Source organism: Paraburkholderia fungorum, from assembly GCF_046027605.1.
Taxonomy (GTDB): domain Bacteria; phylum Pseudomonadota; class Gammaproteobacteria; order Burkholderiales; family Burkholderiaceae; genus Paraburkholderia; species Paraburkholderia fungorum_F.
Genome location: NZ_JAQQEF010000003.1, coordinates 334,747 through 360,278, shown reverse-complemented (window position 1 = coordinate 360,278; position 25,532 = coordinate 334,747). Strand labels below are relative to the sequence as shown.

Below are 25,532 nucleotides of genomic sequence, written 5' to 3'. Positions count from 1 at the left end.
CGTAATTTGAAAATTTTGTTGCGCGGACGTCGGGACCCCTTTTACAATCGGCCGAAGCTGCCGCGGCCGTGCTTCGTCCGCGTCGTCTGTTCAAAGAGCGTTCCTCTATATCCAGGAGACGAGCATGTCCGCTGTACCCGACGAAGTCATGAAATATGTCGCCGCCGAAAAAGACGACGATCCCCAGGAAACCGGCGAATGGCTGGAAGCGCTGGATGGCGTGATTTCTGCAGTGGGCCCCGATCGCGCCCACTACCTGATCGAGAAGCAGATTGAATTTGCCCGTGTCCACGGCGAACATTTGCCGTTCTCCGCCAATACGCCGTACATCAACACGATCCCGGTTTCGCGTCAGGCGAAGATTCCCGGCGACCAGGATCTCGAACACCGCATTCGCTCGTACACGCGCTGGAACGCCATCGCGATGGTGCTGCGCGCCGGCAAGGACACCAACGTGGGCGGCCATATCGCCTCGTTCGCTTCCGCCGCCACGCTGTACGACGTCGGCTATAACCACTTCTGGCACGCGCCGTCGGCCGCACACGGCGGCGACCTCGTGTTCGTGCAGGGCCATTCGTCGCCGGGTGTCTACTCGCGCGCATTCCTGCTCGGCCGCCTGACCGAGAAGCAGCTCGACAACTTCCGTCAGGAAGTGGGCGGCGAGGGCATCTCGTCGTACCCGCACCCGTGGCTGATGCCGGACTTCTGGCAATTCCCGACCGTCTCGATGGGCCTCGGCCCGATCATGGCGATCTATCAGGCGCGCTTCATGAAGTACATGCAGGCGCGCGGCATTGTGAAGACCGAAGGCCGCAAGGTCTGGGCCTTCCTCGGCGACGGCGAAACGGACGAGCCGGAATCGCTCGGTGCGATCGGCATGGCCGGCCGCGAACGTCTCGACAACCTCGTGTTCGTGATCAACTGCAACCTGCAGCGCCTCGACGGTCCGGTGCGCGGTAACGGCAAGATCATCCAGGAACTGGAAAGCGAATTCCGCGGTGCCGGCTGGAACGTGATCAAGGTCATCTGGGGCAGCCGCTGGGATGCACTGTTCCAACGCGACAAATCCGGCGCGCTGATGCGCCGCATGATGGACGTCGTCGACGGCGAATACCAGACGTACAAGTCGGAGTCGGGCGCGTTTGTGCGCGAACACTTCTTCAACACGCCGGAACTGAAGGCGCTGGTCGCCGAATGGTCCGACGAGGACATCTGGAATCTGAACCGCGGCGGCCACGATCCGCACAAGATCTACGCAGCGTTCCAGGAAGCGTCGAATTCGCAAGGCCAGCCGACCGTCATTCTCGCGAAGACGATCAAGGGCTACGGCATGGGCGAAGCCGGTCAGGCGATGAACATCACCCACCAGCAGAAGAAGCTGCACGTGGATCAGCTGAAGAAATTCCGCGACCAGTTCCGTCTGCCGATCTCCGACGAAGATATCGTCAACGTGCCGTACCTCAAGTTCGAAGAAGGTTCGAAGGAACTCGAGTACATGCGCGCCCGCCGTCAGGACCTCGGCGGCTATCTGCCGGCGCGTCGTCAGAAGGCTGAGTCGCTGCCGGTGCCGGAACTCTCTGCATTCGAGCCGCTGCTCAAGGGCACGGGTGAAGGCCGCGAGATTTCCACGACGATGGCGTTCGTACGGATCCTGAACATCCTGCTGAAGGACAAGGCACTCGGCAAGCGCATCGTGCCGATCGTGCCGGACGAGTCGCGTACCTTCGGTATGGAAGGCCTGTTCCGTCAGATCGGTATCTGGAATCAGGACGGCCAGAAGTACGTGCCGGAAGATTCCGACCAGCTGATGTTCTACCGTGAGTCGGAAACCGGTCAGATCCTGCAGGAAGGCATCAACGAAGCCGGTGGTATGGCGGACTGGATCGCAGCCGCGACGTCGTATTCGACGCACGGCGAGATCATGATCCCGTTCTACATCTTCTATTCGATGTTCGGCTTCCAGCGTATCGGCGATCTGGCGTGGGCCGCGGGCGACATGCGTTCGCGCGGCTTCCTGCTGGGCGGCACCGCAGGCCGCACGACGCTGAACGGCGAAGGTCTGCAGCACGAAGACGGCCACTCGCTGTTGTGGGCGGCTTCGGTGCCGAACTGCATCAGCTACGACCCGACCTTCGGTTACGAACTCGCGGTCATCATGCAGGACGGTCTGCGCCGCATGGTCGCGGATCAGGAAGACGTGTATTACTACGTCACGGTGATGAACGAGAACTACGAGCACCCGGCGATTCCGCAGGGCGATGCTGTAGCGGCCGACATCATCAAGGGCATGTACTCGTTCCGCAAAGCTGAAGCCGACAAGAAAGCGCCGCGCGTTCAGCTGATGGGCGCGGGCACGATCTTCAACGAAGTGATCGCCGCTGCCGACCTGCTGAAGAACGACTGGGGCGTCGCCGCCGACCTGTGGAGCGTGCCGAGCTTCACCGAACTCGCTCGCGAAGGTCACGAAGTGCAGCGCTGGAACCTGCTGCACCCGAGCGAAGAGAAGAAAGTCTCGCACGTCGAGAAGCTGTTGAAGGACGCACAAGGTCCGGTCATCGCTTCGACCGACTACGTGCGCGCGCTGACCGAACAGATCCGCGCGTTCGTGCCGCAGAAGTTCGTCGTGCTGGGTACGGATGGCTACGGCCGTTCGGACACGCGCGAAAAGCTGCGTCACTTCTTCGAAGTCGACCGCTACTGGGTCACGGTTGCCGCGTTGAATGCACTGGCAGATGAAGGCACGATCGAACGCAAGGTCGTCGCCGAGGCGCTCAAGAAGTACAACCTTGATCCCGCCAAACCCAACCCGATGACCGTCTAAGGCATCATTTCCCCGTGTGCCACGGCGTACGCGCCCGCCCATGACGATCAGGGGCGGGCGGCGTGCGCGGCCCAGGAGACACTAACAATGAGTCAAGCGATCGAAGTCAAGGTGCCGGACATCGGCGATTACAAGGACATTCCTGTGATCGAGGTGCTGGTGAAGGCGGGTGATACCGTCGAGAAAGAGCAATCGCTCGTTACGCTGGAGTCCGACAAGGCGACCATGGATGTGCCGAGCTCGGCCGCCGGCGTCGTCAAGGAAGTGAAGGTCAAGGTTGGCGACAACGTATCGGAAGGTTCGCTGATCGTGGTGCTGGAAGGCGCCGAAGGCGGGGCTGCCGCGCCTGCGCCGGCGCCCGCTGCTGCTCCGGCACCGGCGCCATCGCCCGCACCGGCCGCGGCACCCGCTGCCGCGCCGGCGCCCGCCGCTGCCGGCGGTGGTGGCGGCGGTCTGCAAGAAGTCAAAGTGCCGGATATCGGCGACTACAAAGACATTCCCGTGATCGAAGTCGCGGTGAAGGTCGGCGATCGCGTCGAGAAAGAGCAGTCGCTGGTGACGCTCGAATCCGACAAGGCGACCATGGACGTGCCGAGCTCGGCCGCCGGCGTCGTCAAGGAAGTGAAGGTCAAGGTCGGCGATAACGTCTCGGAAGGCTCGGTGATCGTCGTGCTGGAAGCGGACGGTGGTGGTGCTGCTGCGCCGGCGCCCGCTGCGAGGCAGGAAGTGGCTGAGAAGCCGTCGGATGCGCCGGTGGCTCCATCGCCCGCTCCGGCGTCGCCGTCCGCGCTTGCTCAGGCGCCGGTGATTCCGGCTGGCGAGGGCGGTGCGCGTCATGCGAGCCATGCTTCGCCGTCCGTGCGCAAGTTCGCGCGTGAACTCGGCGTGGACGTGACGCAAGTGCAGGGCACGGGTCCGAAGAGCCGCATTACGCAAGCCGACGTCACGGCCTTCATCAAGGGCGTGATGACGGGGCAGCGTGCCGCGCCGGCTGGTGCTGCCGCGCCTGCTGCGGGTGGTGGCGAGCTGAACCTGCTGCCGTGGCCGAAGGTCGACTTCACCAAGTTTGGTCCGGTCGATCCGAAGCCGCTGTCGCGCATCAAGAAGATTTCGGGCGCGAACCTGCATCGCAACTGGGTCATGATCCCGCACGTCACGAACAACGACGAAGCGGACATCACCGACCTCGAAGCGCTGCGCGTGCAGTTGAACAAGGAAAACGAAAAGGCCGGCGTGAAGATCACGATGCTGGCGTTCGTGATCAAGGCGGTTGTGTCGGCCTTGAAGCAGTTCCCGACGTTCAATGCGAGCCTCGACGGTGACAACCTGGTGTTCAAGCAGTATTTCCACATCGGGTTTGCTGCCGATACGCCGAATGGTCTGGTCGTGCCTGTTATTCGCGATGCGGATAAGAAGGGGTTGATCGATATCGCCAGGGAAATGACCGAGCTTTCGAAGGCTGCGCGTGATGGCAAGCTGAAGCCGGATCAGATGCAAGGCGGGTGCTTCTCGATTTCTTCCCTCGGTGGCATTGGCGGGACCAACTTCACGCCGATTATCAATGCGCCTGAAGTCGCCATTCTTGGGTTGTCGCGCGGCGCGATGAAGCCGGTTTGGGATGGCAAGCAGTTTGTGCCGCGGTTGATTCTGCCGCTGTCGTTGTCGTATGACCATCGGGTTATTGATGGTGCTGCGGCTGCGCGGTTCAATGCTTATCTGGGTGCGATTCTTGCCGATTTTCGGCGTGTGATTCTTTGATGCTGGTGTTGCGCGGGGCGCGGGTTTCTTTTCTGTTATCCGCGTCTCTTTGTTGAATCTGCTTTCTTGTCGGTCTATTAGTGTCGCCCCTGTGCGGGGCGGCGCCTACTTTTCTTTGTCTTCCAAAGAAAAGTAGGCAAAAGAAAGGCGCGTTCTTCGGCGGACAGCAAAGGCTGATTCTGTCCGGGTCCCTGCTAGCTTTCAGACCGCTTTGAGGTGGGTTCTTCGCTCTTCACCGATCAATAAGAGAAGGGGACACTATGAGTCTCGTCGAAGTAAAAGTGCCGGATATCGGTGACTTCAAGGACGTCGATGTCATTGAAGTCAATATCAAACCGGGCGATGTCATCGAGACCGAACAGGCGCTCATGACGCTCGAGTCCGATAAGGCCTCCATCGAAGTGCCCAGCGATACCGCCGGCACCGTCAAGGAAGTACGCGTCAAAGCCGGCGATAAAGTCTCGCAAGGCACGGTCATCGCGCTCGTCGAAACATCGGCGGACGCTGCACCCGCTAAAGATGCGCCAAAAGCACCGGCTAAAGAACCCGAGAAGGCGCCCGCTCAGGCGGAAGCCAAGCCGCAAGCCGCGCCTGCTGCTGCCGCCGCGCCCAAGGCCGCCGCGCCTGCTCCGCAAGCCGGTAGCTTCTCCGGTAACGCGGACATCGAGTGCGACATGCTCGTGCTCGGTTCGGGTCCCGGCGGTTATTCCGCGGCGTTCCGCTCGGCCGATCTCGGTATGAAGACGGTACTCGTCGAACGTTATGCAACGCTCGGCGGCGTCTGTCTGAACGTCGGTTGTATTCCGTCGAAAGCATTGCTGCATACGGCGCTCGTCATTGACGAAGCCGAAGCGCTCGGCGCGCACGGCATCACGTTTGCCAAGCCGCAAATCGATCTCGACAAGCTGCGCGACTTCAAGTCGGGCGTCGTCAAGAAGCTCACCGGTGGTCTCGCCGGCATGGCCAAGATGCGCAAGGTCGAAGTCGTGACGGGCAACGGCTCGTTCGTCGATCCGAATCACATGGAAGTGCAGACGGAAGGCGGCAAGAAGGTCGTCAAGTTCAAGCAGGCCATCATCGCCGCAGGCTCGGAAGCGGTGAAGCTGCCGTTCATTCCGGAAGATCCGCGGGTGGTCGATTCGACTGGCGCGCTCGAATTGCGCCAGATTCCGCAACGTATGCTGGTGATCGGCGGCGGCATCATCGGGCTCGAAATGGCAACGGTCTACGCCACGCTCGGTGCGAAGATCGATGTGGTCGAAATGCTCGACGGCCTGATGGCCGGCGCGGATCGCGATCTGGTCAAGGTCTGGGAGAAGTACAACAGCAAGCGTTTTGCCAACGTCATGCTGAAGACCAAAACCACTGGCGCCGAAGCGAAGGACGACGGCATCTACGTGTCGTTTGAAGGCGAAAAGGCGCCGGCCGAAGCGCAACGCTACGACCTCGTGCTGGTCGCCGTCGGCCGCACGCCGAACGGCAAGAAGATCGGCGCGGACAAGGCCGGTGTGGCCGTGACGGATCGCGGCTTCATCGACGTCGACAAGCAGATGCGCACCAACGTGCCGCACATCTTCGCGATCGGCGATATCGTCGGTCAGCCGATGCTCGCGCACAAAGCAGTGCACGAAGGCCACGTCGCAGCTGAAGTGGCTCATGGCGAGAAGGCGTACTTCGACGCGCTGCAGATTCCGTCGGTGGCCTACACCGATCCGGAAGTGGCGTGGGCCGGCAAGACGGAAGACCAGCTGAAGGCCGCGGGCATCAAGTACGGTAAGGCAGTGTTCCCGTGGGCAGCCTCGGGTCGCGCAATCGCCAACGGCCGCGATGAAGGCTTCACCAAGCTGCTGTTCGACGAAGAAACGCATCGCGTGATCGGCGGCGGGATTGTCGGTCTGAATGCAGGCGATCTGATCAGCGAAGTGTGTCTCGCGATCGAAATGGGTGCGGACGCAACGGATATCGGTAAGACGATTCACCCGCACCCGACGCTCGGCGAATCGATTGGTATGGCCGCCGAGTTGTACGAAGGCGTCTGCACCGACTTGCCGCCGCAGAAAAAGAAGTAATGTCGCTGCGCCCACCTGCATGCAGGTGGGTTCTACGATGCAGAAACAAAAAAAACGGCGCGCCCCGCAAAGGGCGCGCCGTTTTTCTATTGCGGCAAGCAGCGTAGAACGTTTGTCGTATCTTGTCGTGCCGTGGCGCATGAAACATGCACCGCGCATCTCAGGCAGCAAGAAAAAAAATCCCGGCCTTTCGCCGGGCAAACGATACGCTATTCAACGTATCGGAGCGTTCGGCCAGATACAACCGTGTAAGCGGCAACGGCACGACGCGGTTGCTTGCAGTAACGCCGGCCCAGCCAGTAAGGCGGGCCGGCGCGACATGCGGCTTGAAACTTAGACTGCCTTCTTTGCCGAGCGCGATGCTTGTGCAGCGGCTTGCGATGCTGCCTTCGATGCGGCCGTTGCGGCTGCATTGAAGTTGCTTTCGGCGATTTCGACAGCTTGCTTGGTGGCCTTGTGGACCGTTTCGTACGTGGTGTTGGCGGCGGTGATAGCCGACTTCATCACGGCCACAGCGGTTTCCGAACCGGCCGGGGCATTCTTCGCAACGTTTTCGACGAGCGATTGGACCTTGCGGTTTTGCTCTTCGAATTGGGCTTCCGCGACGCGGGTGAACTCACCTTGCGTTGCCGAAACGATTTCATACACGTGACGGCCATACGACAGGGCCTTTTCAGCCACCGGCTGTGCGAGGCTTGCTTGCAGTGCCAGCAGTTCCTGCGCGTCCTTCACCGACAGTGCGCGTTGGGCATTTTCCTGGCTTTCCGCGAGCGTCGATTTCACGACTTGCAGGTTCAGTTCAACCAGCTTTTCGACGCCTTCGAATGCTTTGGTCGTCAGGCCGAACAACGTTTCAAAGTTGGCTTTCTGGGCTGCAGCGAATTGCTCGGGGGTCAGCAGAGTCATGGTTTACGCTCCTGGATTGCGGCCAGTCTGTGCGGACCGCATTGGGTTGGTGGCAAGACGATTTAGGATCGTCTTCCCGGACCGCGACGTTTTGTGCATCGCAGCAATGGTTCCCATTTTAGGATGGCCTCAAGGAATGTCAAGTGCTTTTTGTGCGTCGCACAATATCGAGAATTTACTGATAAAACAACGCGTTATGCAGTAGGCATGACATTCATTAGGCGTAGGTCAAATTAACCGTCGCACCAAGTCGGTGCGTCTGTAAGCTGCATTTTTTGCCGATTCATCGGCGATTCTGATCGTTATCGGGAAGGGCTTCGTCAGATACGTCAGCTTTGAATGTCGGAAAAAACGCAGGTTGTTGCCGATCCGTTGTAAACCATAAAGTGTCACGGAACGTTAATCTTGCATGCCGGTCGAATGCGCGTTGGCGTTCTCCAGTAGACGTTTAACAACTGCGGCGAGGTGCCTGCGACGTCCGGCGTGCTGGAACGTCATGCTGGCAAGGCTGCCCCCGCCCGCGCTCTGACGGTATTTCCCCTGATCAAGATTGTCTCGAAGTTGCCGTTATGCTGAAAGAATCATCTCGATTCCGGCCTGTGGCGATAACGGCGAGGCAAACCACGTTGGCGATCGTTTTTTTCGATCGAAGCGCGGCACTTATTTGTGTTTTTGCGATCGGAGCTTACAAGCCGGTTTAAGGAGCGCGTATAAGTGCTTCAAATTGCTAATTTTTCGTTGTTTTACTACACTTGCGGAAACCTCTCGCCGCTCCCTACCGAACACCCATGAAAACCGACATGCTTTCGTCGCTAAAAGTGATCCACGGCGCGGCCCGCAGCACCGCTCTGTCGGTGGCCGCCTCCATGGTCATCGCAGCGGCGTTCGCCGCGCCCGCCAGCAGTTTTGCCGCCACGCCGGGCACGCCCGGCACACCTGCCAAAACCTCCAAACACGCGAAAGCAGCCAAAAAGCCGGCCGCGGCCACTGCCGACAAAGTGTCGAGCAAGAAGGCCGGCAAAGGCGCGACTGCGAAGACCGTTGCCGCCGCGGAAGACGACGCGCCGCGCGCGGGCGTCAAGCGCAAGCGCGTGACGTACACCTCGAACGGTCGCCATCACTCGGTGGTGCGCCGAGTCGCGTACGAACCGCGTCCGCCTTCCGTCGGCCAGGCGTTTGGCCTGCACGAAACGCCGGACGCGTTGATGCTGCGCTCAAGCGTTGCCTACGTGATCGACCAGAACTCCGGCGAATCGCTGTTCGACAAGAATTCGCGCGCCGTGGTGCCGATCGCCTCGATCACCAAGCTGATGACCTCGATGGTCGTGCTCGATTCGAAAGAGCCAATGACCGACCAGATCGAAGTCACGGATGAAGATCGCGATTACGAGAAAAACACCGGCTCGCGTCTGTCGGTGGGCTCGGTACTCTCGCGTGAAGACATGCTGCACATCGCGCTGATGGCCTCGGAAAACCGCGCCGCCGCCGCACTGTCGCGTTATTTCCCGGGCGGCCGCCCGGCGTTCCTCGCGGCCATGAACGCGAAGGCGAAGCAACTCGGCATGACCGACACGCACTTTGAAAACCCCACGGGTTTGACGAGTCAGAACGTGTCGAGCGCACGCGACCTCGTAAAGATGGTCAATGCAGCGTATCAATATCCGCTGATCCGCAAGTTCTCGACTGATCACAGCTATGAGGTGTACACCGGCAAGCGGTCGCTGGCGTACAACAGCACGAATGCGTTGGTGCGCAACCCGACGTGGGACATCGGTCTGCAAAAGACCGGCTTCATCAACGAAGCGGGCGAGTGTCTCGTGATGCAGGCGACCATCCATGGCCGCCCGATGATCATGGTGCTGCTCGACTCGTCGGGTAAATACTCGCGCTTTGCGGACGCGACGCGTCTGCGTACGTGGCTCGATAATGGTGGCGATCAAACGCGCATCACCAGTGCAGACGCCGGCGGCCCGGGCACCTGAAGTCGCCTTGGCGTGCCGCAGTGGCCGGTTTTCGGACCGGCCCAAAAAAAAGCCTCGCATATTTTGCGAGGCTTTTTTCATTGAGCCGTTGAGGACAGCCTTCGGCTTACACGTGCTGCGGGTGCGAATGCTCCTGCGGCGTCTGCGGGCGGTATCCGAGCGACTCGGAAATCAGCAAGGCCGTCTGGCTGACCTGCCCCAGCCAGGAGTCCTGCAAGCGATCCGCCGGGGCGGACAGCGACAGGCCGGCGACGAGCTTGCCGGTGTCGTCGTAAATCCCGGCTGCGATACAGCGCACGCCCAGTTCCAGTTCTTCGTTGTCGCGCGCGCAGGCCTGTTGGCGCACATGCGATAGCTCCCGTTCGAGCTTGGTCAGATCGGTGATGCTGTTCTGCGTGTGCCCGGACAGACCGGTGCGCGTGGCATAGGCCCGCACGCGGGTCGATTCGTCCGCGGCGAGAAAGAGCTTGCCGACCGAGGTCAGATGCAGCGGCGCCCGCCCGCCAATCGCTCGTACTACCTGCATGCCGGAGCGTTCTGAATAGGCGCGCTCGATATAGACGATCTCGTCGCCCTGCCGCACTGACAGGTTCACCGTCTGGCCGGTCTGGCGGTGCAATTCGCGCATCGGCGTGAGCGCCGCGTCGCGTACCGACAGCCGCGCCTTCACCAGATTGCCCAATTCGAGCAGGCGCATACCGAGACGGTAAGTACCGGGATCCGACCGGTCGACCAACCGGCACATCACCATATCGTTCAAGATGCGGTGCGCCGTGGACGGATGCAGCTCCGTGCGGATGGCGAGTTCTTTCAGGCTGACCGGGTCGCTATGCGCAGCGAGGGCGTCGAGCAAGCGCATCATGCGTTCGATCACCTGGATCGAAGTTTTGGGATCCGGGTTCGTATCGCTCATGGGGAGGAATCGGTTGACGCGTCAAACAGCGGAAATTGATTGTATCCCGTATTGTGAAAAGAAGGAAAGCGGTTGGAACGCCTATTCCAATTTAGCGTGGCGTTCGTCCTATGCCTTCCGGCCGTTGGTATTGTGCGGCAAACAGCGGATAATCAGGGACGTTTTCCCGAAGGAGGGCTCATGCGAGTCGGATTGTTCGTTACCTGTCTGATCGACCTGATGCGTCCGGAGATTGGTTTTTCGGTCATCAAGCTGATCGAAGGCGCCGGTTTCGAGGTGGTGGTGCCACCCGCGCAAACCTGTTGCGGGCAGCCCGCGTACAACTCGGGCGAGCGGCGCATCGCGCGCGACCTGGCCGAGAAAACCTTGCGCGAGTTCGAACAGTTCGACTACGTCGTGGTCCCGTCCGGCTCGTGCGGCGGCATGATCCGCGCACATTACGGCGACCTGTTTGCGAACGATCCGGAGTTGATGAACCGCTTCGGCCGATTGCGGGCCAAGGTGTTCGAGTTGACCGATTTCCTCGTCAATGTCGCCAAGGTGGAATTGGAGCCGGGCGAGTTCGCCGGCCAGGTGACCTACCACGATTCCTGTTCGGGGCTGCGCGAACTTGGCGTCAAGGCGCAGCCGCGCGCATTGCTCGCGCAGGTGGGCGTGGCCGTGACCGAAATGAAGGATTGCGAGCATTGCTGCGGTTTTGGCGGCACCTTCGCGCTCAAGTACGGCGATATCTCCACGGCGATCGTCGACGAGAAATGCGCGAATATTGGCGCGAGCGGCGCCGGCGCGGTGGTGCTCGGCGACCTCGGCTGCATGCTCAATATTGAAGGCCGCCTGCGGCGCACCGGCGATACCACCACGCGTGTGCTGCACATCGCCCAGGTGCTGGCCGGCGACGCTTGAAAATCATCGCGGCGCCGCCACTGGCGCACCTGATTCAGCGCGCTTCATTTAACGCAGATCGCTCGCGCATTTCTTCACTTGCGAATTTCATCGGGGATTTTCACCCGGGAATTTCGCCCGCGAGTTCATTCGCGGGTTCATCCGCGCGTTCACCTGATTAAGCTCAAGGCCGCCATGCAAGTCCAATCGATGCATTTCAAGGCCCGTGCGGGCCAGAAACTCGCCGACCAGCGTCTGCAGCAGAACCTCACCAAGCTGTCGACCAAGTTCGTGTCGGCTCGCGCCGAGTCCATGACCGCGATCGATTTTGCCGCCACCCGCGCCGCGCTGAAGGAGCGCCGCAATCGCGCGCTGGAAAATCTCGACGTCTGGCTCGAGACCTTCGAGCGCGAAGCGAGCCGGCGCGGCGTCACGGTCCTGTTCGCCGAGACGACGCAGGAGGCGGCCCGCCTCGTCGGCGATATCGCGCGCCGGCACGAGGTGAAGAAGGTGATCAAGACCAAGTCGATGGTCACAGAGGAAATGCGCCTGAACGAAGTGCTCGGACAAATGGGCGTGCAATCGATCGAAACCGATCTGGGCGAATACATTCTGCAGATGAACGACAACGAACCGCCGAGCCACATCATCGCGCCCGTCGTCCACAAAGATAAGGACGAGATTGCCGAGCTTTTCGCGAAAACACACGGCCGGCCGCGTTTGACCGAGATCACGGACATGACCCGCGAAGCGCGCGAGATGCTGCGTCCGCACTTCATGACGGCTGACATGGGCGTAACTGGCGGCAACTTCGTGGTGGCGGAGACCGGTTCGGTCGTGCTGGTCACGAACGAGGGCAATGAGGGCATGTGCACGGTGATGCCACGGGTGCATGTGGCTGTCACCGGCATCGAAAAAGTGCTGCCCACGCTGGAAGATCTGGCGACGGCAATGCGTCTCTTGCCTCGCTCGGCAACCGGCCAGGCCACGTCGAACTATTTTTCCGTGCTGACCGGGCCACGCGGGGCAAGCGATCAGGATGGTCCCGAGCATATGTACGTGGTGCTGGTCGACGGTGGGCGCACGGGGCTGATCGGCGGCGACTTCCAGGAGATGCTGCGCTGTATCCGTTGCGGCGCCTGCATGAATCATTGCCCGGTGTATCAGAAGGTAGGCGGTCATGCGTACGGCTGGGTGTATCCGGGCCCGATGGGGTCGGTGCTGACGCCGAGCTACGTCGGGATCGACAAGGCGCTGGATCTGCCTCAGGCGGCGACCTTGTGCGGTGAGTGCAACAGCGTATGTCCGGTGGGAATTCCGCTGTCCGATCTGCTGCGCAAGTTGCGTGAGAAGCAGGTCGAGCGGCGCCTGCGGCCGTGGCGCGAGCGGGCAGGGCTCGCGGCGTGGGGTTTCCTCGCGTTGCACCCGGATGCTTATGCGTTGCTGACCAAGCTGGCGGTTCGCGTGCTGGAACGGATGGGCGGGCGAAACCGGTCGATCGCCAAATTGCCGCTGGGCGGCGCGGGCTGGACCAATACGCGGGATATGCCCGCTCCGGTCGGTCGGACGTTCAGGGAGTTGTATGCGGCGCAGCGTAGCCATATCGGCTGAGCTGGCCTTCCTTGTTGGGCAAAACTGTCCGCTGTATTTTTCGAGTTTTCGTGGTGTTTCGTGGTGGTGAGCGCGAGCCGGTGATTCCGACGCAGCGCTGTCCAAGTTAACAGCCGCGCCGCTTGGTGCGCTTCCAGGCGATTGTCGCGCGGGGTTATCAGGCGGTAGGCGCAGAGATCAACATGCCGACGCGTGCGCCGATCAGTCTGCGTGTTGCTCAACTAGCGACACGCTGCTCTCTCAATGGTCCGTCGGCTGGCCAGACTGTCGGCCCGGCACCCCCCGCACGGGCGTCCCGTTGTTGCCGTTGCCACGGCCGCCTCCGTTGCCGGCCTGTTGCGACGGCGGTGGGGGCGGCGGCGGGCTGCCAGCCCCCGGTCGAGGTGCATTCGATCCGCCAGGGCCGCGCGGCCCGCCTGCAGCGCCTTGAGGCGGCGGGCCGCCGTGCGGGCCGCCGTTCGGCTGACCGTGCCAGTTGCCGTTATCGCCGTGATTGCCGTTATTCGGCCGGCCTCGGTCGGGATAGCCGCCATAGCCGGGTCCCGGTCCGTAATAGCGGCCCGGCCCGTTGTAATACCCCGGGCCCGAGTAGTCGCTGTAGCCCATGTAGACGTTGGTTTGCGGCACGACCGGCGCGCCGGTGGCATAACCATCGTAGCCGTCATAGCCGCTGTAACCGCCGCCGTAGCCATTGCTGTACATCGGCGTGCCGTCCGGATAAACCGCGCAGCCCCCTAGCAAGGCGGCGACTGCGAGGCAGGCGAGTGGTGCAAAGGGTTTCATGTGATCGACCAGTGCGAGATTTCGTTTCTGTAAGACCGCTATTATCGCCATCCGTCGCAAGAGCTTTGTATGTGTTTGTAAGGATTTCTTTTCTGTGCCATGGCGCGTCAATGCCATGCATTACAAGACAGTCAACTGACTGTTCCGCTCAGAGCAACGCTCTATCTCGCGCCGGTGGGTTTTTCCCGATTGTGAATTCCTATAGGATTTCGACTGGGCATAGTGAGCTACGAATTCACGAGTCCTTAATCGGAAGAAACAACATCATGAAAAAGACAATATCGGTTTACTGGCCTCTTGCAATCGTTGTGCCGCTCGCAGCGGCAGCTTATCTGCACATTTGTGGCGATGCGGCTTCGCGTGCATCGCAAGCGCCGCTCGCGGCTGATCAACTGACTGCTGAACTGGCGCGTGCCGTCTCCTACGGCATGGTGGGTAACGCTACGACGTTGCCGGCTAAGCCTACGCGCGCGGCAACGGCCATGCCGCCGGCCGAAGCATCCTGAGCGCGGCGAGATCGGACAGTGCGTCGTGACGCCATCGCTGTGGCGGCGGTTAAGTCCGTATGCCACGTCTTTGGACGAATCTGCCGCTGACCGAAGCGCGCGCCTCCGGGCGCAATCTGGTTCAACTTTGTATAATCGCGGCACCGTTTCCGAATCGCCGACCCACGTGCGTTTTGCGCCCAAAAGCCTCTGATGAAAACCGTGTCCATCTGCTTTGTCTGCCTGGGCAACATCTGCCGTTCGCCGACCGCGGAAGGCGTGATGCGCCACCGGGTCGGGGAGGCCAGGCTCACGGAGCGAATCATGATTGATTCCGCCGGCACGGGCGACTGGCACATCGGCCAGCCGCCTGACGAGCGCGCGCAATTTGCGGCCGGTCGGCGAGGCTACGAGTTGGGTGGCTTGCGCGGGCGCCAGATTGCGGCAAGCGATTTTGAGCGCTTCGATCTGCTGATTGCGATGGACGACAAAAACGTCGCCGCGTTGCGTCAGGTTTGTCCGACGCAGCAGCGCGACAAAATCCGTCTGCTGATGGAATTCGTGCCTGAAGCAGATGGTCGCTGGAATGGAGCCCGGGAAATCGTCGACCCTTATTTCGGCGGCGCGGAAGGCTTCGAGCAGGTACTGGATCAATGCGAAGCGGCCTGTCGCGGGCTGATCGCCGCGCTGCGTCCCCAATTGATTGCCTAGGCGACCGGCCGATCACCGCTTATCCAACAATTAAGTAAATGACCCAAATGGCGGTAGGGATACTTGACTAATTCAGTCATGTATTTATACTTGACCAAACTTGTCGAGAATTGCGGTTCCCACACCATATGAGACTCACCACGAAAGGCCGTTTCGCCGTCACGGCGATGATTGACCTGGCACTGCGCCAGGAGCAGGGCCCGGTGACGCTTGCGGGTATCAGCCAGCGCCAACATATCTCCCTGTCTTACCTCGAGCAGCTGTTTGGCAAGCTGCGTCGTCACGAAATCGTCGAGTCCGTACGCGGACCGGGCGGTGGCTACAATCTGGCCCGCCGGGCTGAAGACGTGACTGTCGCCGACATCATCATTGCGGTCGACGAACCGCTCGATGCGACCCAATGCGGTGGCAAGGGTTCGTGCGAGGGCACCAAACAGCACGACGGCCACTGCATGACGCACGAATTGTGGTCGACGTTGAACCAGAAAATGGTCGAGTACCTGGATTCAGTCTCCCTGAAAGATCTGGTCGACCAGCAGCGTTCGCGCGAAGGCGCGCCCGCGGTGTTGCGCGACCGGCGCAACGAGGCGCCGGCGGTCGAACCCGCCCGCGTCGTGCCGAAAGGGCCTAATTCTGTTTTCAACATGGCCGGTTCCTAGGCGCGGCAATCTGAACGCACCGCAGCCTGATCACGAACCCAGAAGCCAGAGCAATGACGTCCCCGGAGCAATTGATGAATAACGACACTCTCCACCTGCCCATTTACATGGACTACAGCGCGACGACGCCGATCGATCCGCGTGTGGTGGACAAGATGATTCCGTACCTGCGCGAGCAGTTCGGCAACCCCGCATCGCGCAGCCACTCGTATGGCTGGGATGCGGAACGCGCGGTCGAGGAAGCGCGCGAGAACGTCGCCGCGCTGGTGAACGCCGATCCGCGCGAAATCATCTGGACCTCGGGCGCAACGGAGTCGGACAACCTCGCGATCAAGGGTGCCGCGCACTTCTACAAGAGCAAGGGCAAGCACATCATCACGGTAAAGACCGAGCACAAGGCTGTGCTCGACACCTGCCGCGAACTTGAGCGCGAAGGTTTCGAAGTCACGTATCTGGATGTGAAGGACGACGGTCTGATCGACCTCGAGAAGCTGAAGGCCGCGATTCGCCCGGACACGATTCTGGTTTCGGTGATGTCGGTGAACAACGAAATCGGTGTGATTCAGGACATCGAGGCGATTGGCGAAATCACCCGTGAAAAAGGCATCATTTTCCACGTCGACGCTGCGCAAGCCACCGGCAAGATCGCCATCGACCTGCAAAAGCTGAAGGTCGATCTGATGTCGTTCTCGGCGCACAAGACGTACGGGCCGAAGGGCATCGGCGCGCTGTACGTGCGTCGCAAGCCGCGTATCCGTATCGAAGCGCAGATGCACGGCGGTGGTCACGAGCGCGGTATGCGTTCGGGCACGCTGGCTACGCACCAGATCGTCGGTATGGGTGAAGCGTTCCGTATCGCGCGTGAAGAAATGGCGACGGAAAACGAACGTATCCGCATGCTGCGCGACCGCCTGCTGCGCGGCCTGTCGGAGATGGAAGAAACGTATGTGAATGGCGACATGGAAAAGCGTGTGCCGCACAACCTGAACATCAGCTTCAATTTCGTCGAAGGCGAATCGCTGATCATGGCGGTGAAAGATGTGGCGGTGTCGTCGGGCTCGGCTTGTACGTCGGCTTCGCTGGAACCGTCGTATGTGCTGCGCGCATTGGGTCGTAACGACGAACTGGCGCACAGTTCGATCCGCTTCACGGTGGGCCGCTTCACGACCGAGCAGGACGTCGATTACGTGATCAACCTGCTGAAGACCAAGATTTCAAAGCTGCGCGATTTGTCGCCGCTGTGGGAAATGCACAAGGACGGGATCGATATTTCGACCATCCAGTGGGCAGCGCACTGACGCGCCAGCGCGTCAGTCAGGCCGCGCCGAGTTCATCGAATTGCAGGTTGAAACGAATTAAGGAGTGTCATCATGGCTTATAGCGACAAGGTTCTGGACCACTACGAAAACCCGCGCAACGTCGGTTCGTTTGCGAAAGACGACGACGCGGTCGGCACCGGCATGGTCGGCGCGCCGGCGTGTGGCGACGTGATGAAGCTGCAGATCCGCGTGGGCGCGGACGGCATTATCGAAGACGCGAAGTTCAAGACGTACGGCTGCGGTTCGGCGATCGCCTCGAGCTCGCTCGTCACCGAATGGGTGAAGGGCAAGACGCTCGATCAGGCGATGTCGATCAAGAACACGCAGATCGCCGAAGAACTGGCGCTGCCGCCGGTGAAGATCCACTGCTCGATCCTCGCGGAAGACGCGATCAAGGCAGCGGTCGCCGACTACAAGCAACGTCACGGTGAAGCGGCTGTCGTCGAAGGCGACAAGCAACACGCGTAAGCGTGGTTGAGTGCTCATCCGGGCGCTCATTCGAGTCACCAGAAGCGGACGGTGCAAGCAGAAAAGCACGGTCCGGCATGAGCGATATTTGATGCAGGCAGGGTAGCCGCGCGGCCCGTAAGCAGATGAATGCTGAATCCGCGCGGCGCAATGAGAAACGCTATGGCAATTACGTTGACCGAAAAGGCAGCACAGCACGTCCAGAAATATCTGATCCGTCGCGGCAAGGGTGTCGGCTTGCGCGTGGGCGTGCGCACGACGGGTTGCTCGGGTTTGGCCTATAAGCTCGAGTATGTGGATGAACTCGCGCCCGAAGACGAAGTGTTCGACTGCAACGGCGTGAAGATCATTGTCGACCCGAAGAGCCTCGCGTATATCGACGGCACCGAGCTCGACTTCGCACGCGAAGGGTTGAACGAAGGCTTCAAGTTCAACAACCCGAACGTGAAGGACGAGTGCGGTTGCGGCGAATCGTTCCGCGTGTAAATCGGCACATTCCGCGTGGTGCGGATCAAAGGCGGCGCGGGCCGCCTTTTTAGTTTCATCCGCGCAACCGGGGTGTTGTCTTGCAACTGAACGCGCTACTGAATTTGCGGCGCTTTCGATCCGCATTTTTAGCCTGCACTCCGGTGCGCTTTCCTGAACGGACTCCTTCTATTTGATGGCCTCGCTGAACGACAGCCACTTCGACCTGTTCGATCTGCCGGCGCAATTCGCGCTTGACGCAGCGGCGCTCGATCACGCCTACCGCACGGTGCAGGCACAAGTGCATCCGGACCGTTTCGCGGCCGCTGGCGACGCGCAAAAGCGCATCGCTATGCAATGGGCGACGCGTACCAACGAGGCGTATCAGACGCTGCGCGATCCGTTGAAGCGCGCAACCTATTTGCTGCATCTGCGCGGCATCGACGTCGGCGCGGAGAACAACACGGCGATGGAGCCGACGTTCCTGATGCAGCAGATGGAGTGGCGCGAAGGCATTGAAGACGCGGCCGCGGCGAAGAACGTCGACGCGCTCGACGCCTTGCTGACCGAACTGCGCGACGAAGAGCGCATGCGTTTCGACAAGCTCGGCGCGCTGCTCGATAGCGGCGTGAATCAGGCGGCGGGCGAGGCGGTGCGGCAGTTGATGTTCATCGAGCGGGTCGCGGCGGAAATCGGCACGCAGATCGAGCGGCTTGAGAACTAGCGGTCCGGCGGCCCGGCGCTCCGGGTCCCGCCGCGCAGGCACCGCATGAAGATGCAGCCATAGCAGTCGTAGCACTACATCCAGCAACGCGAAAATTCAGGACGGGGCCCAGCGGCTCCGAGAAGATCCAGATGGCCCTACTGCAAATCTCCGAACCCGGCATGGCGCCGGCGCCCCATCAGCGGCGTCTGGCCGTCGGTATCGATCTCGGCACCACCAATTCCCTCGTCGCCGCCGTGCGCAGCGGCGTGCCCGACGTGCTGCCCGACGCAGACGGTCATGCGCTGCTGCCGTCGGTGGTGCGTTACCTGGAAAAGGGCGGCCGCCGTATCGGGCGCACGGCCAAGGCTGAAGCGGCGGCCGATCCACGCAATACGATCGTCTCCGTCAAGCGCTTCATGGGCCGCGGCAAGGCGGAAGTGGAAGGTGCCGAAAACGCGCCCTACGATTTCGTCGACGCGCCCGGCATGGTGCAGATCCGTACTGTCGACGGCGTGAAGAGTCCGGTGGAAGTATCGGCGGAAATCCTCGCGACGCTGCGCCAGCGTGCCGAAGATACGCTCGGCGACGAGCTGGTCGGCGCCGTCATTACCGTGCCCGCGTATTTCGACGAAGCGCAGCGCCAGGCGACCAAAGACGCCGCGCGTCTGGCCGGCCTGAACGTGCTGCGCCTGCTGAACGAGCCCACCGCGGCTGCGATCGCCTACGGCCTCGATAACGGTTCGGAAGGTCTCTACGCGGTCTACGACCTCGGCGGGGGCACCTTCGATCTGTCGATTCTGAAGCTCACCAAGGGCGTGTTCGAAGTACTCGCGGCCGGCGGCGATTCCGCGCTCGGCGGCGACGATTTCGACCATGCGCTGTATCGCCACGTGCTGGAGCAGGCGGGTATCGCGCCGCACACGCTCGCACCGGAAGACGTCCGCCTGCTGCTCGACAGCGTACGCGTGACCAAGGAGGCGTTGTCTGACGCGCCGGTTGCAACGGTACGCGCGAAGCTCTCGAACGGCACTGAGATCGATCTGACGATCGGGGAGGCCACGTTCGAAGCCATCACTCAGGCGCTGGTTCAGCGCACGCTTGGGCCGACGAAGAAGGCCCTCCGCGACGCCAAAGTCACGACCAAAGAGATCAAGGGCGTCGTGCTGGTCGGCGGCGCGACGCGCATGCCGGTGATCCGCCGCGCGGTCGAGTCGTTGTTCGGCCAGCCGCCGCTGATCAATCTGGACCCGGATCAGGTCGTCGCGTTGGGCGCGGCGATCCAGGCCGATCTGCTCGCGGGCAATCGCGGCGCGGACGGCGACGACTGGCTGCTGCTCGATGTGATTCCGCTGTCGCTCGGGGTCGAAACCATGGGTGGTTTGACCGAGAAGATCATCCCGCGCAATTCGACGATTCCGGTCGCCCGTGCGCAGGATTTCACCACCTTCAAGGACGGCCAGACCGCGATGGCGATCCACATCGTGCAAGGCGAGCGGGAGCTCGTCAGCGACTGCCGTTCGCTCGCGCGTTTCGAGTTGCGCGGCATTCCGCCGATGGCCGCCGGCGCGGCGCGGATTCGCGTCACGTATCAGGTCGACGCGGACGGCTTGCTGTCCGTGTTCGCGCGCGAGCAGGGCTCGGGCGTGGAAGCCTCGGTGGTGGTCAAGCCGTCCTATGGTCTCGCCGACGACGACATCGCCAAAATGCTCGAAGAGAGCTTTTCGACCGCCGAAGTCGACATGCGCGCGCGCGCACTGCGCGAAGCGCAAGTGGAAGCGCGCCGTCTCGTCGAAGCCACCGACGCCGCGCTCGCCGCCGACGCCGAATTGCTCGACGATAGCGAACGCGCCGAACTCGACACGCTGCTCACCGCGCTGCGCGACATCGCGCAAAGCGACGACGCCGACTCCATTGAAGCCGCAACCAAAACCCTCGCCGAAGGCACTGACGAATTCGCCGCCCGCCGCATGAACAAGGGCATTCGCCGCGCGCTGGCTGGCCGCAAGCTCGACGAGATCTGAGCCTTGCGGCGCGGCCGCGCGCTACGCGCCAGCCGGCAATGAACCGCGTCACGCGGACTTAAAAAGTCCGCGCGGCGCCAGTAAAATGGTACGGAGCCTGTTTGCGGCAGCCGTGCCGCAGACCCAAACGGAAAATGTATGCCTCAAATCGTTGTGCTGCCTCACGTCGAACTGTGCCCGGAAGGCGCGGTGATCGACGCCGTGCCCGGCAAGAGCATCTGCGACAACCTGCTCGATAATGGCATCGAAATCGAGCACGCCTGCGAGAAGTCCTGCGCGTGCACGACCTGTCACGTGATCGTGCGTGAGGGTTTCGCCGCCTTGACGCCGTCCGAGGAAGACGAGGACGATCTGCTGGACAAGGCGTGGGGGCTCGAGCCGGCCTCGCGTCTGTCGTGCCAGGCGATGGTGCCGGCCGAGCAGGATCTGGTCGTCGAGATCCCGCGCTACTCGATCAATCACGCGAAGGAAAATCACTAACTGGAGGATGCAGCCATGAAGTGGACCGATACGCAAGACATCGCGATGGCCCTGACTGACAAGCACCAGGACATCGATCCGCAGCAGGTGCGCTTCACTGATTTGCACCGCTGGGTTACTGAACTGGAGGGTTTCGACGATGACCCCAACCGGTCGAACGAAAAAATCCTCGAAGCGATTCAGGCTGCATGGATCGAAGACGCCGATTACTGAGTACGGGGTACTGAGTTCATGCGGCGCGCATGATTTACCTGGCTGTTAGTTGGTTGTTACCTTGTGGTTGGCAGCGAGCGGAATGATCTGCTCCCGCCGTGGGGGCGAAGAACAGTAGGCAAAGAAAAAGGCGATTCCAATGGAATCGCCTTTTTTTGCGCCTGCAAAATATTCAGGCTGCGTTTGGGTTCAGTGGGTTCAGTGGGTTCGCTTGGGTCAGCTCGCCACCAGCGTGCCGTTCTCGACTCGCACGCGCTGACCTTCCTGGAACGGCGGCGCTTCGTGATACGTGAAGTACCGTGTCTTGCCGCTTTCCATCCGTACCCGCACCGAATACGACGTCGTGCTGCGGATGTGTTTTTCGACCGAGTTGCCGGCGACACCGCCGCCCACTGCGCCGAGGATCGTCATCGCAGTGCGGCCGCCACCGCCGCCGAACTGATTGCCGACCAGGCCGCCGGCCACTGCGCCGCCGACCGCGCCGATACCGGTGCCGTGGCCTTCCTGACGGACTGCCGAGATGCCCACAACCGTGCCGCAGGTCGAGCAATAGGCCGGTTGCGAAGGTTGCTGGGCGTATTGCGGCGCGGGTTGGGCTTGCTGCTGCGCATACTGTTGCTGTTGCTGTTGCTGTTGCTGTTGCTGTTGCTGTTGCTGTTGCGGTGCCGGAGCCGGTTGCGGCTGCTGCGCCGGTTGCGGCTGCTGCGCCTGTTGTTCGGCCTGCTGCGCCGAAGGGCTTGCGGGGGCTGCGGAGTCGACCACGCCCGGCTGGGCGTTCGGTTGCGTGGACACCTGCGCGGCCTGCGTCTGATCCGTTTGCGCGCCGCTACTCGACGCATGAGGGAACAGGCCGGTGACAGCAGCGGTGGCAACAAGACTCGCGATAATAACTGCGCCCGCAGCCGTGGCTACGAGCGGGTGAATACGACGTTGTTGCGTGGATTTGGTATCTGGATTGTCCATATTGGCCTCCGTCTGGAGCAGAGTCGATTTTATTGAGACCCAGTGTCGGGCAAATCGATCCCACGAGGGTTTCAATTTGTAACCATTTCCGGGCAATCATCACGGCCAGCTCGCGTCAAAGCGCGCGAAGCGCGGCGGGGCGGCTGATTTTGCCGAGGGCTCACGGCAGACGGGGCAAACGGTCGGCTGGCGGCCGATACGCACCTTTTACCGATGGTTACAAATCGTCAGGTGGCGGCAGACGATGTTTTTTCACGCGCCGTAAGCAAAAACGCCCGGCATCGAACCGGGCGTTTTTCTGTTGCGAGCCGTTGATCCAAGCGACGCAACGATCAGTCTTCGCGGCGCAGATGCGGGAACAGAATCACATCGCGGATGCTCGGGCTGTCGGTCAGCATCATCACCAGACGGTCGATGCCGATACCGCAACCGCCCGCCGGCGGCATGCCGTATTCCAGCGCACGGATGTAGTCGGCGTCGTAGAACATCGCTTCTTCGTCGCCCGCGTCTTTCTGGTCAACCTGCTTCTTGAAGCGCGCGGCCTGGTCTTCCGGATCGTTCAGCTCCGAGAAACCGTTGGCGATTTCGCGGCCGGTGATGAACAACTCGAAACGCTCGGTGATGCCTGGGACCTTATCGGACGCACGCGCCAACGGTGACACTTCGACCGGGTAGTCGATGATGTACGTCGGCTCCCACAGTTGCGACTCGGCGGTCTCCTCGAACAGCGCCAGTTGCAGCGCGCCCACGCCGGCATTCAGGAACTGCGGCTGCGAGGCGTCCACGCCGAACTTCTTCAGTTCGGTGCGCAGGAATGCGTCGTCGGTGAGTTGCGCGTCTGTGTACTGCGGCGCGTACTTCTGGATCGCCTGGCTGATCGTCAGGCGATGGAACGGCTTGGCCAGATCCAGCTCGCGGCCCTGATAGCTGATCGTGGCGCTGCCGAGTGCGTCGACCGCCGCCTGCCGGATCAACTGCTCGGTGAAATCCATCAGCCACTTGTAGTCGGTGTACGCCGCATAGAACTCGATCATCGTGAACTCCGGATTGTGGCGCACGGACACGCCCTCATTGCGGAAATTACGGTTGATCTCGAACACACGCTCAAAGCCGCCGACCACAAGCCGCTTCAGATACAGTTCCGGCGCGATGCGCAGGAACATTTGCATGTCGAGCGCGTTGTGGTGCGTTTTGAACGGCTTGGCCGCGGCGCCGCCCGGAATCGGGTGCAGCATCGGCGTTTCCACTTCCATGAAATCGGCCTCCGCCATGAACTTGCGGATCGACGAAATTGCCTTTGTACGTGCGACGAAAGTCTTGCGCGTTTCCGGCGTGACGATCAGATCGACATAGCGCTGGCGATACTTCATCTCCTGATCGGCGAGACCATGGAACTTGTCCGGCAGCGGACGCAGCGACTTGGACAGCAAACGCAGTTCGGTGCAACGCACCGAGAGTTCACCCTTGTTGGTGCGGAACAGCACGCCGCGCGCCGCGACGATGTCACCCATATCCCACTTCTTGAAGGCGTCGTACGTTTCCTGGCCGACGTCGGCGGGCGTGATGAAGAACTGGATCTGACCCGAACCGTCGCGCACGGTCGCAAAGCTCGCCTTGCCCATCACGCGCTTGAGCATCATGCGGCCGGCAATCGCGACTTCGAGCGGATTGGCTTCGAGGGCTTCCTTGTCGCTCCCGGCGTACTGCGTTTGCAGATCCTCGGCATGGTGCGTGGGACGGAAATCGTTCGGGTAGGCAACGCCTTGCTCACGCAGTTCGCGCAGCTTTTCACGGCGCTCGGCCATGATCTTGTTGTCGTCTACCTCGGGCGCGACATTCTGCTGGGCCGCATTAGGCTGGGCCGCATTCGGCTGGGTCGGTTCGGTCATGATGATTTGGTATTCGGTGGCCCGCATCGGAGTGCCCCACATGCGGGTGGCCAGTCAGTGAAAAACCTCAGGCGGTAAAAAGATGCGGCGCAGGAATGCGATGCATGCCGCGCCGGTTTCGCTTAGACGCCCTGTTTCAGGCTGGCGCTGATGAACGGATCGAGGTCGCCGTCGAGCACACTCTTGGTATTGCTGATTTCGACGTTGGTGCGCAGATCCTTGATACGGCTGTTGTCCAGCACGTACGAGCGGATCTGATGACCCCAGCCCACATCGGTCTTGCCGGCTTCCAGCTTGTCCTGCTCGGCCTGACGCTTGCGGATCTCCGCTTCGTACAGGCGCGATTTCAGCATGGCCATGGCTTCGGCACGGTTGCGGTGCTGCGAGCGGTCGTTCTGACACTGCACGACGATGCCCGACGGCATGTGCGTGATCCGCACGGCCGAATCGGTCTTGTTGATGTGCTGACCGCCCGCGCCGGACGCGCGGTACGTGTCGATGCGCAGATCGGCCGGATTGATGTCGACTTCGATCGAATCGTCGATTTCCGGGTACACGAACACCGACGAAAACGACGTATGACGGCCGCCCGACGAATCGAACGGCGACTTGCGCACGAGGCGGTGCACGCCGGTTTCGGTGCGCAGGAAGCCATACGCGTATTCGCCTTCAATCTTGATCGTGGCGTTCTTGATGCCCGCGACGTCGCCGTCGGTCTGTTCCAGCACTTCGGTCTTGAAGCCCTTGCGCTCGCAGTAGCGCAGGTACTGACGCAGCAGCATGGCGGCCCAGTCGCACGCTTCGGTGCCGCCGGCGCCGGCTTGAATGTCGAGGAAGGCGTTGTTCGGATCGGCCGGATTGGCGAACATCCGGCGGAATTCCATGTCGGCGACGCGTTGTTCGATGCCTTGCGCGTCTGATTCGCAGGCGAGGAGGGTTTCCTCGTCGTCTTCTTCGCGGGCCATGTCGAACAGGTCTTGCGCATCGCGCAGGTCGTTATCGAGCGACGTGAGTTTGCCGACGGTATCGTCGAGCAGTTTCTTTTCCCGGCCGAGTGCCTGGGCGTGCTTCGAGTCGTTCCAGACGTCCGGGTCTTCGAGTTCCCGGTTGACTTCGATTAGACGTAGTGCCTTGTCGTCGTAGTCAAAGATACCCCCGTAGCGCGCCCGCGCGCGTGCGCAGGTCCGCCAGAGAGGCTTCGATCGCGTTGAGACGTTCCGCTTCCATGTCGATCTTTTATAGCTTCGTAAAAAGGGGAAATTATAGCCGATCGGCGCCCCGCCCCGGAGGCTGATGAGCGATCCGGCACGGGTTTGGGGTTGATTTTGCGGCGATTTTCGATGCTTTCGAGCAGTGCCAGGCAAGCTGCGGTGCACTCGGCCATGGCTAGCCGGCGCACGCGTTACGCGCGGACTTCACGACGCGCAG

General features: G+C 61.4%; 23 protein-coding genes. 17 read left to right on the top strand and 6 right to left on the bottom strand.

Features of this window, described 5'->3' with window-relative positions:
• Positions 1-124 precede the first annotated feature (124 nt).
• The 4 genes from aceE (at position 125) to PQR53_RS07695 (ending at position 6,985) form a co-directional block, all read left to right on the top strand.
• Entirely contained in the window at positions 125-2,821 is a 2,697-nt protein-coding gene (gene aceE / locus PQR53_RS07710; protein ID WP_408452039.1) for a pyruvate dehydrogenase (acetyl-transferring), homodimeric type, read from the top strand.
• An 87-nt stretch (positions 2,822-2,908) separates the two neighbouring features.
• A complete protein-coding gene (gene aceF / locus PQR53_RS07705; protein WP_408452038.1) occupies positions 2,909-4,579 on the top strand; it encodes a dihydrolipoyllysine-residue acetyltransferase in 1,671 nt (556 codons plus the stop codon).
• Positions 4,580-4,839: 260 nt separating this feature from the next.
• Positions 4,840-6,648 carry a dihydrolipoyl dehydrogenase gene (gene lpdA / locus PQR53_RS07700; RefSeq protein ID WP_408452036.1) on the top strand — a complete coding sequence of 603 codons (1,809 nt, stop codon included), beginning with the start codon at positions 4,840-4,842 and terminating at the stop codon, positions 6,646-6,648.
• Positions 6,649-6,685: 37 nt separating this feature from the next.
• Entirely contained in the window at positions 6,686-6,985 is a 300-nt protein-coding gene (locus tag PQR53_RS07695; RefSeq protein WP_408452034.1) for a hypothetical protein, read from the top strand.
• On the opposite strand, the gene PQR53_RS07690 is transcribed toward PQR53_RS07695, so the two are convergent.
• Positions 6,982-7,554, bottom strand: a complete 573-nt coding sequence (locus PQR53_RS07690) for a phasin family protein (protein ID WP_095418901.1) — start codon at positions 7,552-7,554, stop codon at positions 6,982-6,984. The two genes, PQR53_RS07695 and PQR53_RS07690, sit on opposite strands and share 4 nt — an antisense overlap.
• Positions 7,555-8,342: 788 nt before the next feature.
• On the opposite strand from PQR53_RS07690, the gene pbpG reads away from it, so the two are divergent.
• Positions 8,343-9,536 carry a D-alanyl-D-alanine endopeptidase gene (gene pbpG, locus PQR53_RS07685; protein ID WP_408452032.1) on the top strand — a complete coding sequence of 398 codons (1,194 nt, stop codon included), beginning with the start codon at positions 8,343-8,345 and terminating at the stop codon, positions 9,534-9,536.
• Positions 9,537-9,642: 106 nt separating this feature from the next.
• Here pbpG and PQR53_RS07680 read toward each other — a convergent pair whose 3' ends face one another.
• Positions 9,643-10,449, bottom strand: a complete 807-nt coding sequence (locus PQR53_RS07680) for an IclR family transcriptional regulator (RefSeq protein WP_408334080.1) — start codon at positions 10,447-10,449, stop codon at positions 9,643-9,645.
• A 180-nt stretch (positions 10,450-10,629) separates the two neighbouring features.
• On the opposite strand from PQR53_RS07680, the gene PQR53_RS07675 reads away from it, so the two are divergent.
• Entirely contained in the window at positions 10,630-11,352 is a 723-nt protein-coding gene (locus PQR53_RS07675; RefSeq protein WP_408452031.1) for a (Fe-S)-binding protein, read from the top strand.
• 174 nt (positions 11,353-11,526) lie between these two features.
• Complete coding sequence (locus tag PQR53_RS07670; RefSeq protein ID WP_408452029.1) at positions 11,527-12,942, top strand: lactate utilization protein B; 1,416 nt, start codon at positions 11,527-11,529, stop codon at positions 12,940-12,942.
• Positions 12,943-13,182: 240 nt separating this feature from the next.
• On the opposite strand, the gene PQR53_RS07665 is transcribed toward PQR53_RS07670, so the two are convergent.
• Complete coding sequence (locus PQR53_RS07665; RefSeq protein WP_408452027.1) at positions 13,183-13,725, bottom strand: hypothetical protein; 543 nt, start codon at positions 13,723-13,725, stop codon at positions 13,183-13,185.
• Positions 13,726-13,991: 266 nt separating this feature from the next.
• Between PQR53_RS07665 and PQR53_RS07660 the strand changes: the two genes are divergently transcribed.
• From PQR53_RS07660 to iscX, 10 genes are all read left to right on the top strand, one after another.
• Positions 13,992-14,231, top strand: coding sequence for a hypothetical protein (locus tag PQR53_RS07660; RefSeq protein ID WP_408452025.1), 240 nt, complete (start codon positions 13,992-13,994; stop codon positions 14,229-14,231).
• 192 nt (positions 14,232-14,423) lie between these two features.
• Complete coding sequence (locus tag PQR53_RS07655) at positions 14,424-14,921, top strand: low molecular weight protein-tyrosine-phosphatase (RefSeq protein WP_408452023.1); 498 nt, start codon at positions 14,424-14,426, stop codon at positions 14,919-14,921.
• Positions 14,922-15,049: 128 nt separating this feature from the next.
• Positions 15,050-15,580 (top strand): Fe-S cluster assembly transcriptional regulator IscR, encoded by a 531-nt coding sequence (gene iscR, locus PQR53_RS07650; RefSeq protein ID WP_028199491.1) that lies wholly within the window; start codon positions 15,050-15,052, stop codon positions 15,578-15,580.
• Positions 15,581-15,654: 74 nt separating this feature from the next.
• Positions 15,655-16,878 (top strand): IscS subfamily cysteine desulfurase, encoded by a 1,224-nt coding sequence (locus PQR53_RS07645; protein ID WP_408452022.1) that lies wholly within the window; start codon positions 15,655-15,657, stop codon positions 16,876-16,878.
• A 72-nt stretch (positions 16,879-16,950) separates the two neighbouring features.
• Positions 16,951-17,367: a Fe-S cluster assembly scaffold IscU gene (gene iscU, locus PQR53_RS07640; protein ID WP_179732877.1), complete on the top strand. Its 417-nt coding sequence runs from the start codon at positions 16,951-16,953 to the stop codon at positions 17,365-17,367.
• 162 nt (positions 17,368-17,529) lie between these two features.
• Complete coding sequence (iscA, locus tag PQR53_RS07635) at positions 17,530-17,853, top strand: iron-sulfur cluster assembly protein IscA (RefSeq protein ID WP_035546490.1); 324 nt, start codon at positions 17,530-17,532, stop codon at positions 17,851-17,853.
• Positions 17,854-18,028: 175 nt separating this feature from the next.
• Positions 18,029-18,556: a Fe-S protein assembly co-chaperone HscB gene (hscB, locus tag PQR53_RS07630; RefSeq protein WP_408452020.1), complete on the top strand. Its 528-nt coding sequence runs from the start codon at positions 18,029-18,031 to the stop codon at positions 18,554-18,556.
• A gap of 131 nt (positions 18,557-18,687) precedes the next feature.
• Positions 18,688-20,559, top strand: coding sequence for a Fe-S protein assembly chaperone HscA (hscA, locus tag PQR53_RS07625; RefSeq protein WP_408452018.1), 1,872 nt, complete (start codon positions 18,688-18,690; stop codon positions 20,557-20,559).
• A gap of 138 nt (positions 20,560-20,697) precedes the next feature.
• The gene (gene fdx / locus PQR53_RS07620; RefSeq protein ID WP_028199497.1) at positions 20,698-21,039 is read left to right on the top strand and encodes an ISC system 2Fe-2S type ferredoxin; all 342 of its coding nucleotides are present in this window, start codon (positions 20,698-20,700) and stop codon (positions 21,037-21,039) included.
• A 15-nt stretch (positions 21,040-21,054) separates the two neighbouring features.
• Positions 21,055-21,252, top strand: coding sequence for a Fe-S cluster assembly protein IscX (gene iscX, locus PQR53_RS07615; RefSeq protein ID WP_007181290.1), 198 nt, complete (start codon positions 21,055-21,057; stop codon positions 21,250-21,252).
• Between the two features lie 216 nt (positions 21,253-21,468).
• On the opposite strand, the gene PQR53_RS07610 is transcribed toward iscX, so the two are convergent.
• The 3 genes from PQR53_RS07610 to prfB form a co-directional block, all read right to left on the bottom strand.
• A complete protein-coding gene (locus PQR53_RS07610; RefSeq protein WP_408452016.1) occupies positions 21,469-22,215 on the bottom strand; it encodes a glycine zipper 2TM domain-containing protein in 747 nt (248 codons plus the stop codon).
• A 332-nt stretch (positions 22,216-22,547) separates the two neighbouring features.
• Positions 22,548-24,104 carry a lysine--tRNA ligase gene (gene lysS, locus PQR53_RS07605; RefSeq protein WP_408452014.1) on the bottom strand — a complete coding sequence of 519 codons (1,557 nt, stop codon included), beginning with the start codon at positions 24,102-24,104 and terminating at the stop codon, positions 22,548-22,550.
• Positions 24,105-24,226: 122 nt separating this feature from the next.
• Positions 24,227-25,331, bottom strand: a protein-coding gene (prfB, locus tag PQR53_RS07600; RefSeq protein ID WP_323043888.1) for a peptide chain release factor 2 whose coding sequence is annotated in 2 segments (ribosomal slippage) — positions 24,227-25,249 and positions 25,251-25,331 — 1,104 coding nt in all. Because the reading frame shifts where the segments join, the coding sequence is not laid out codon by codon here.
• Positions 25,332-25,532 lie beyond the last annotated feature (201 nt).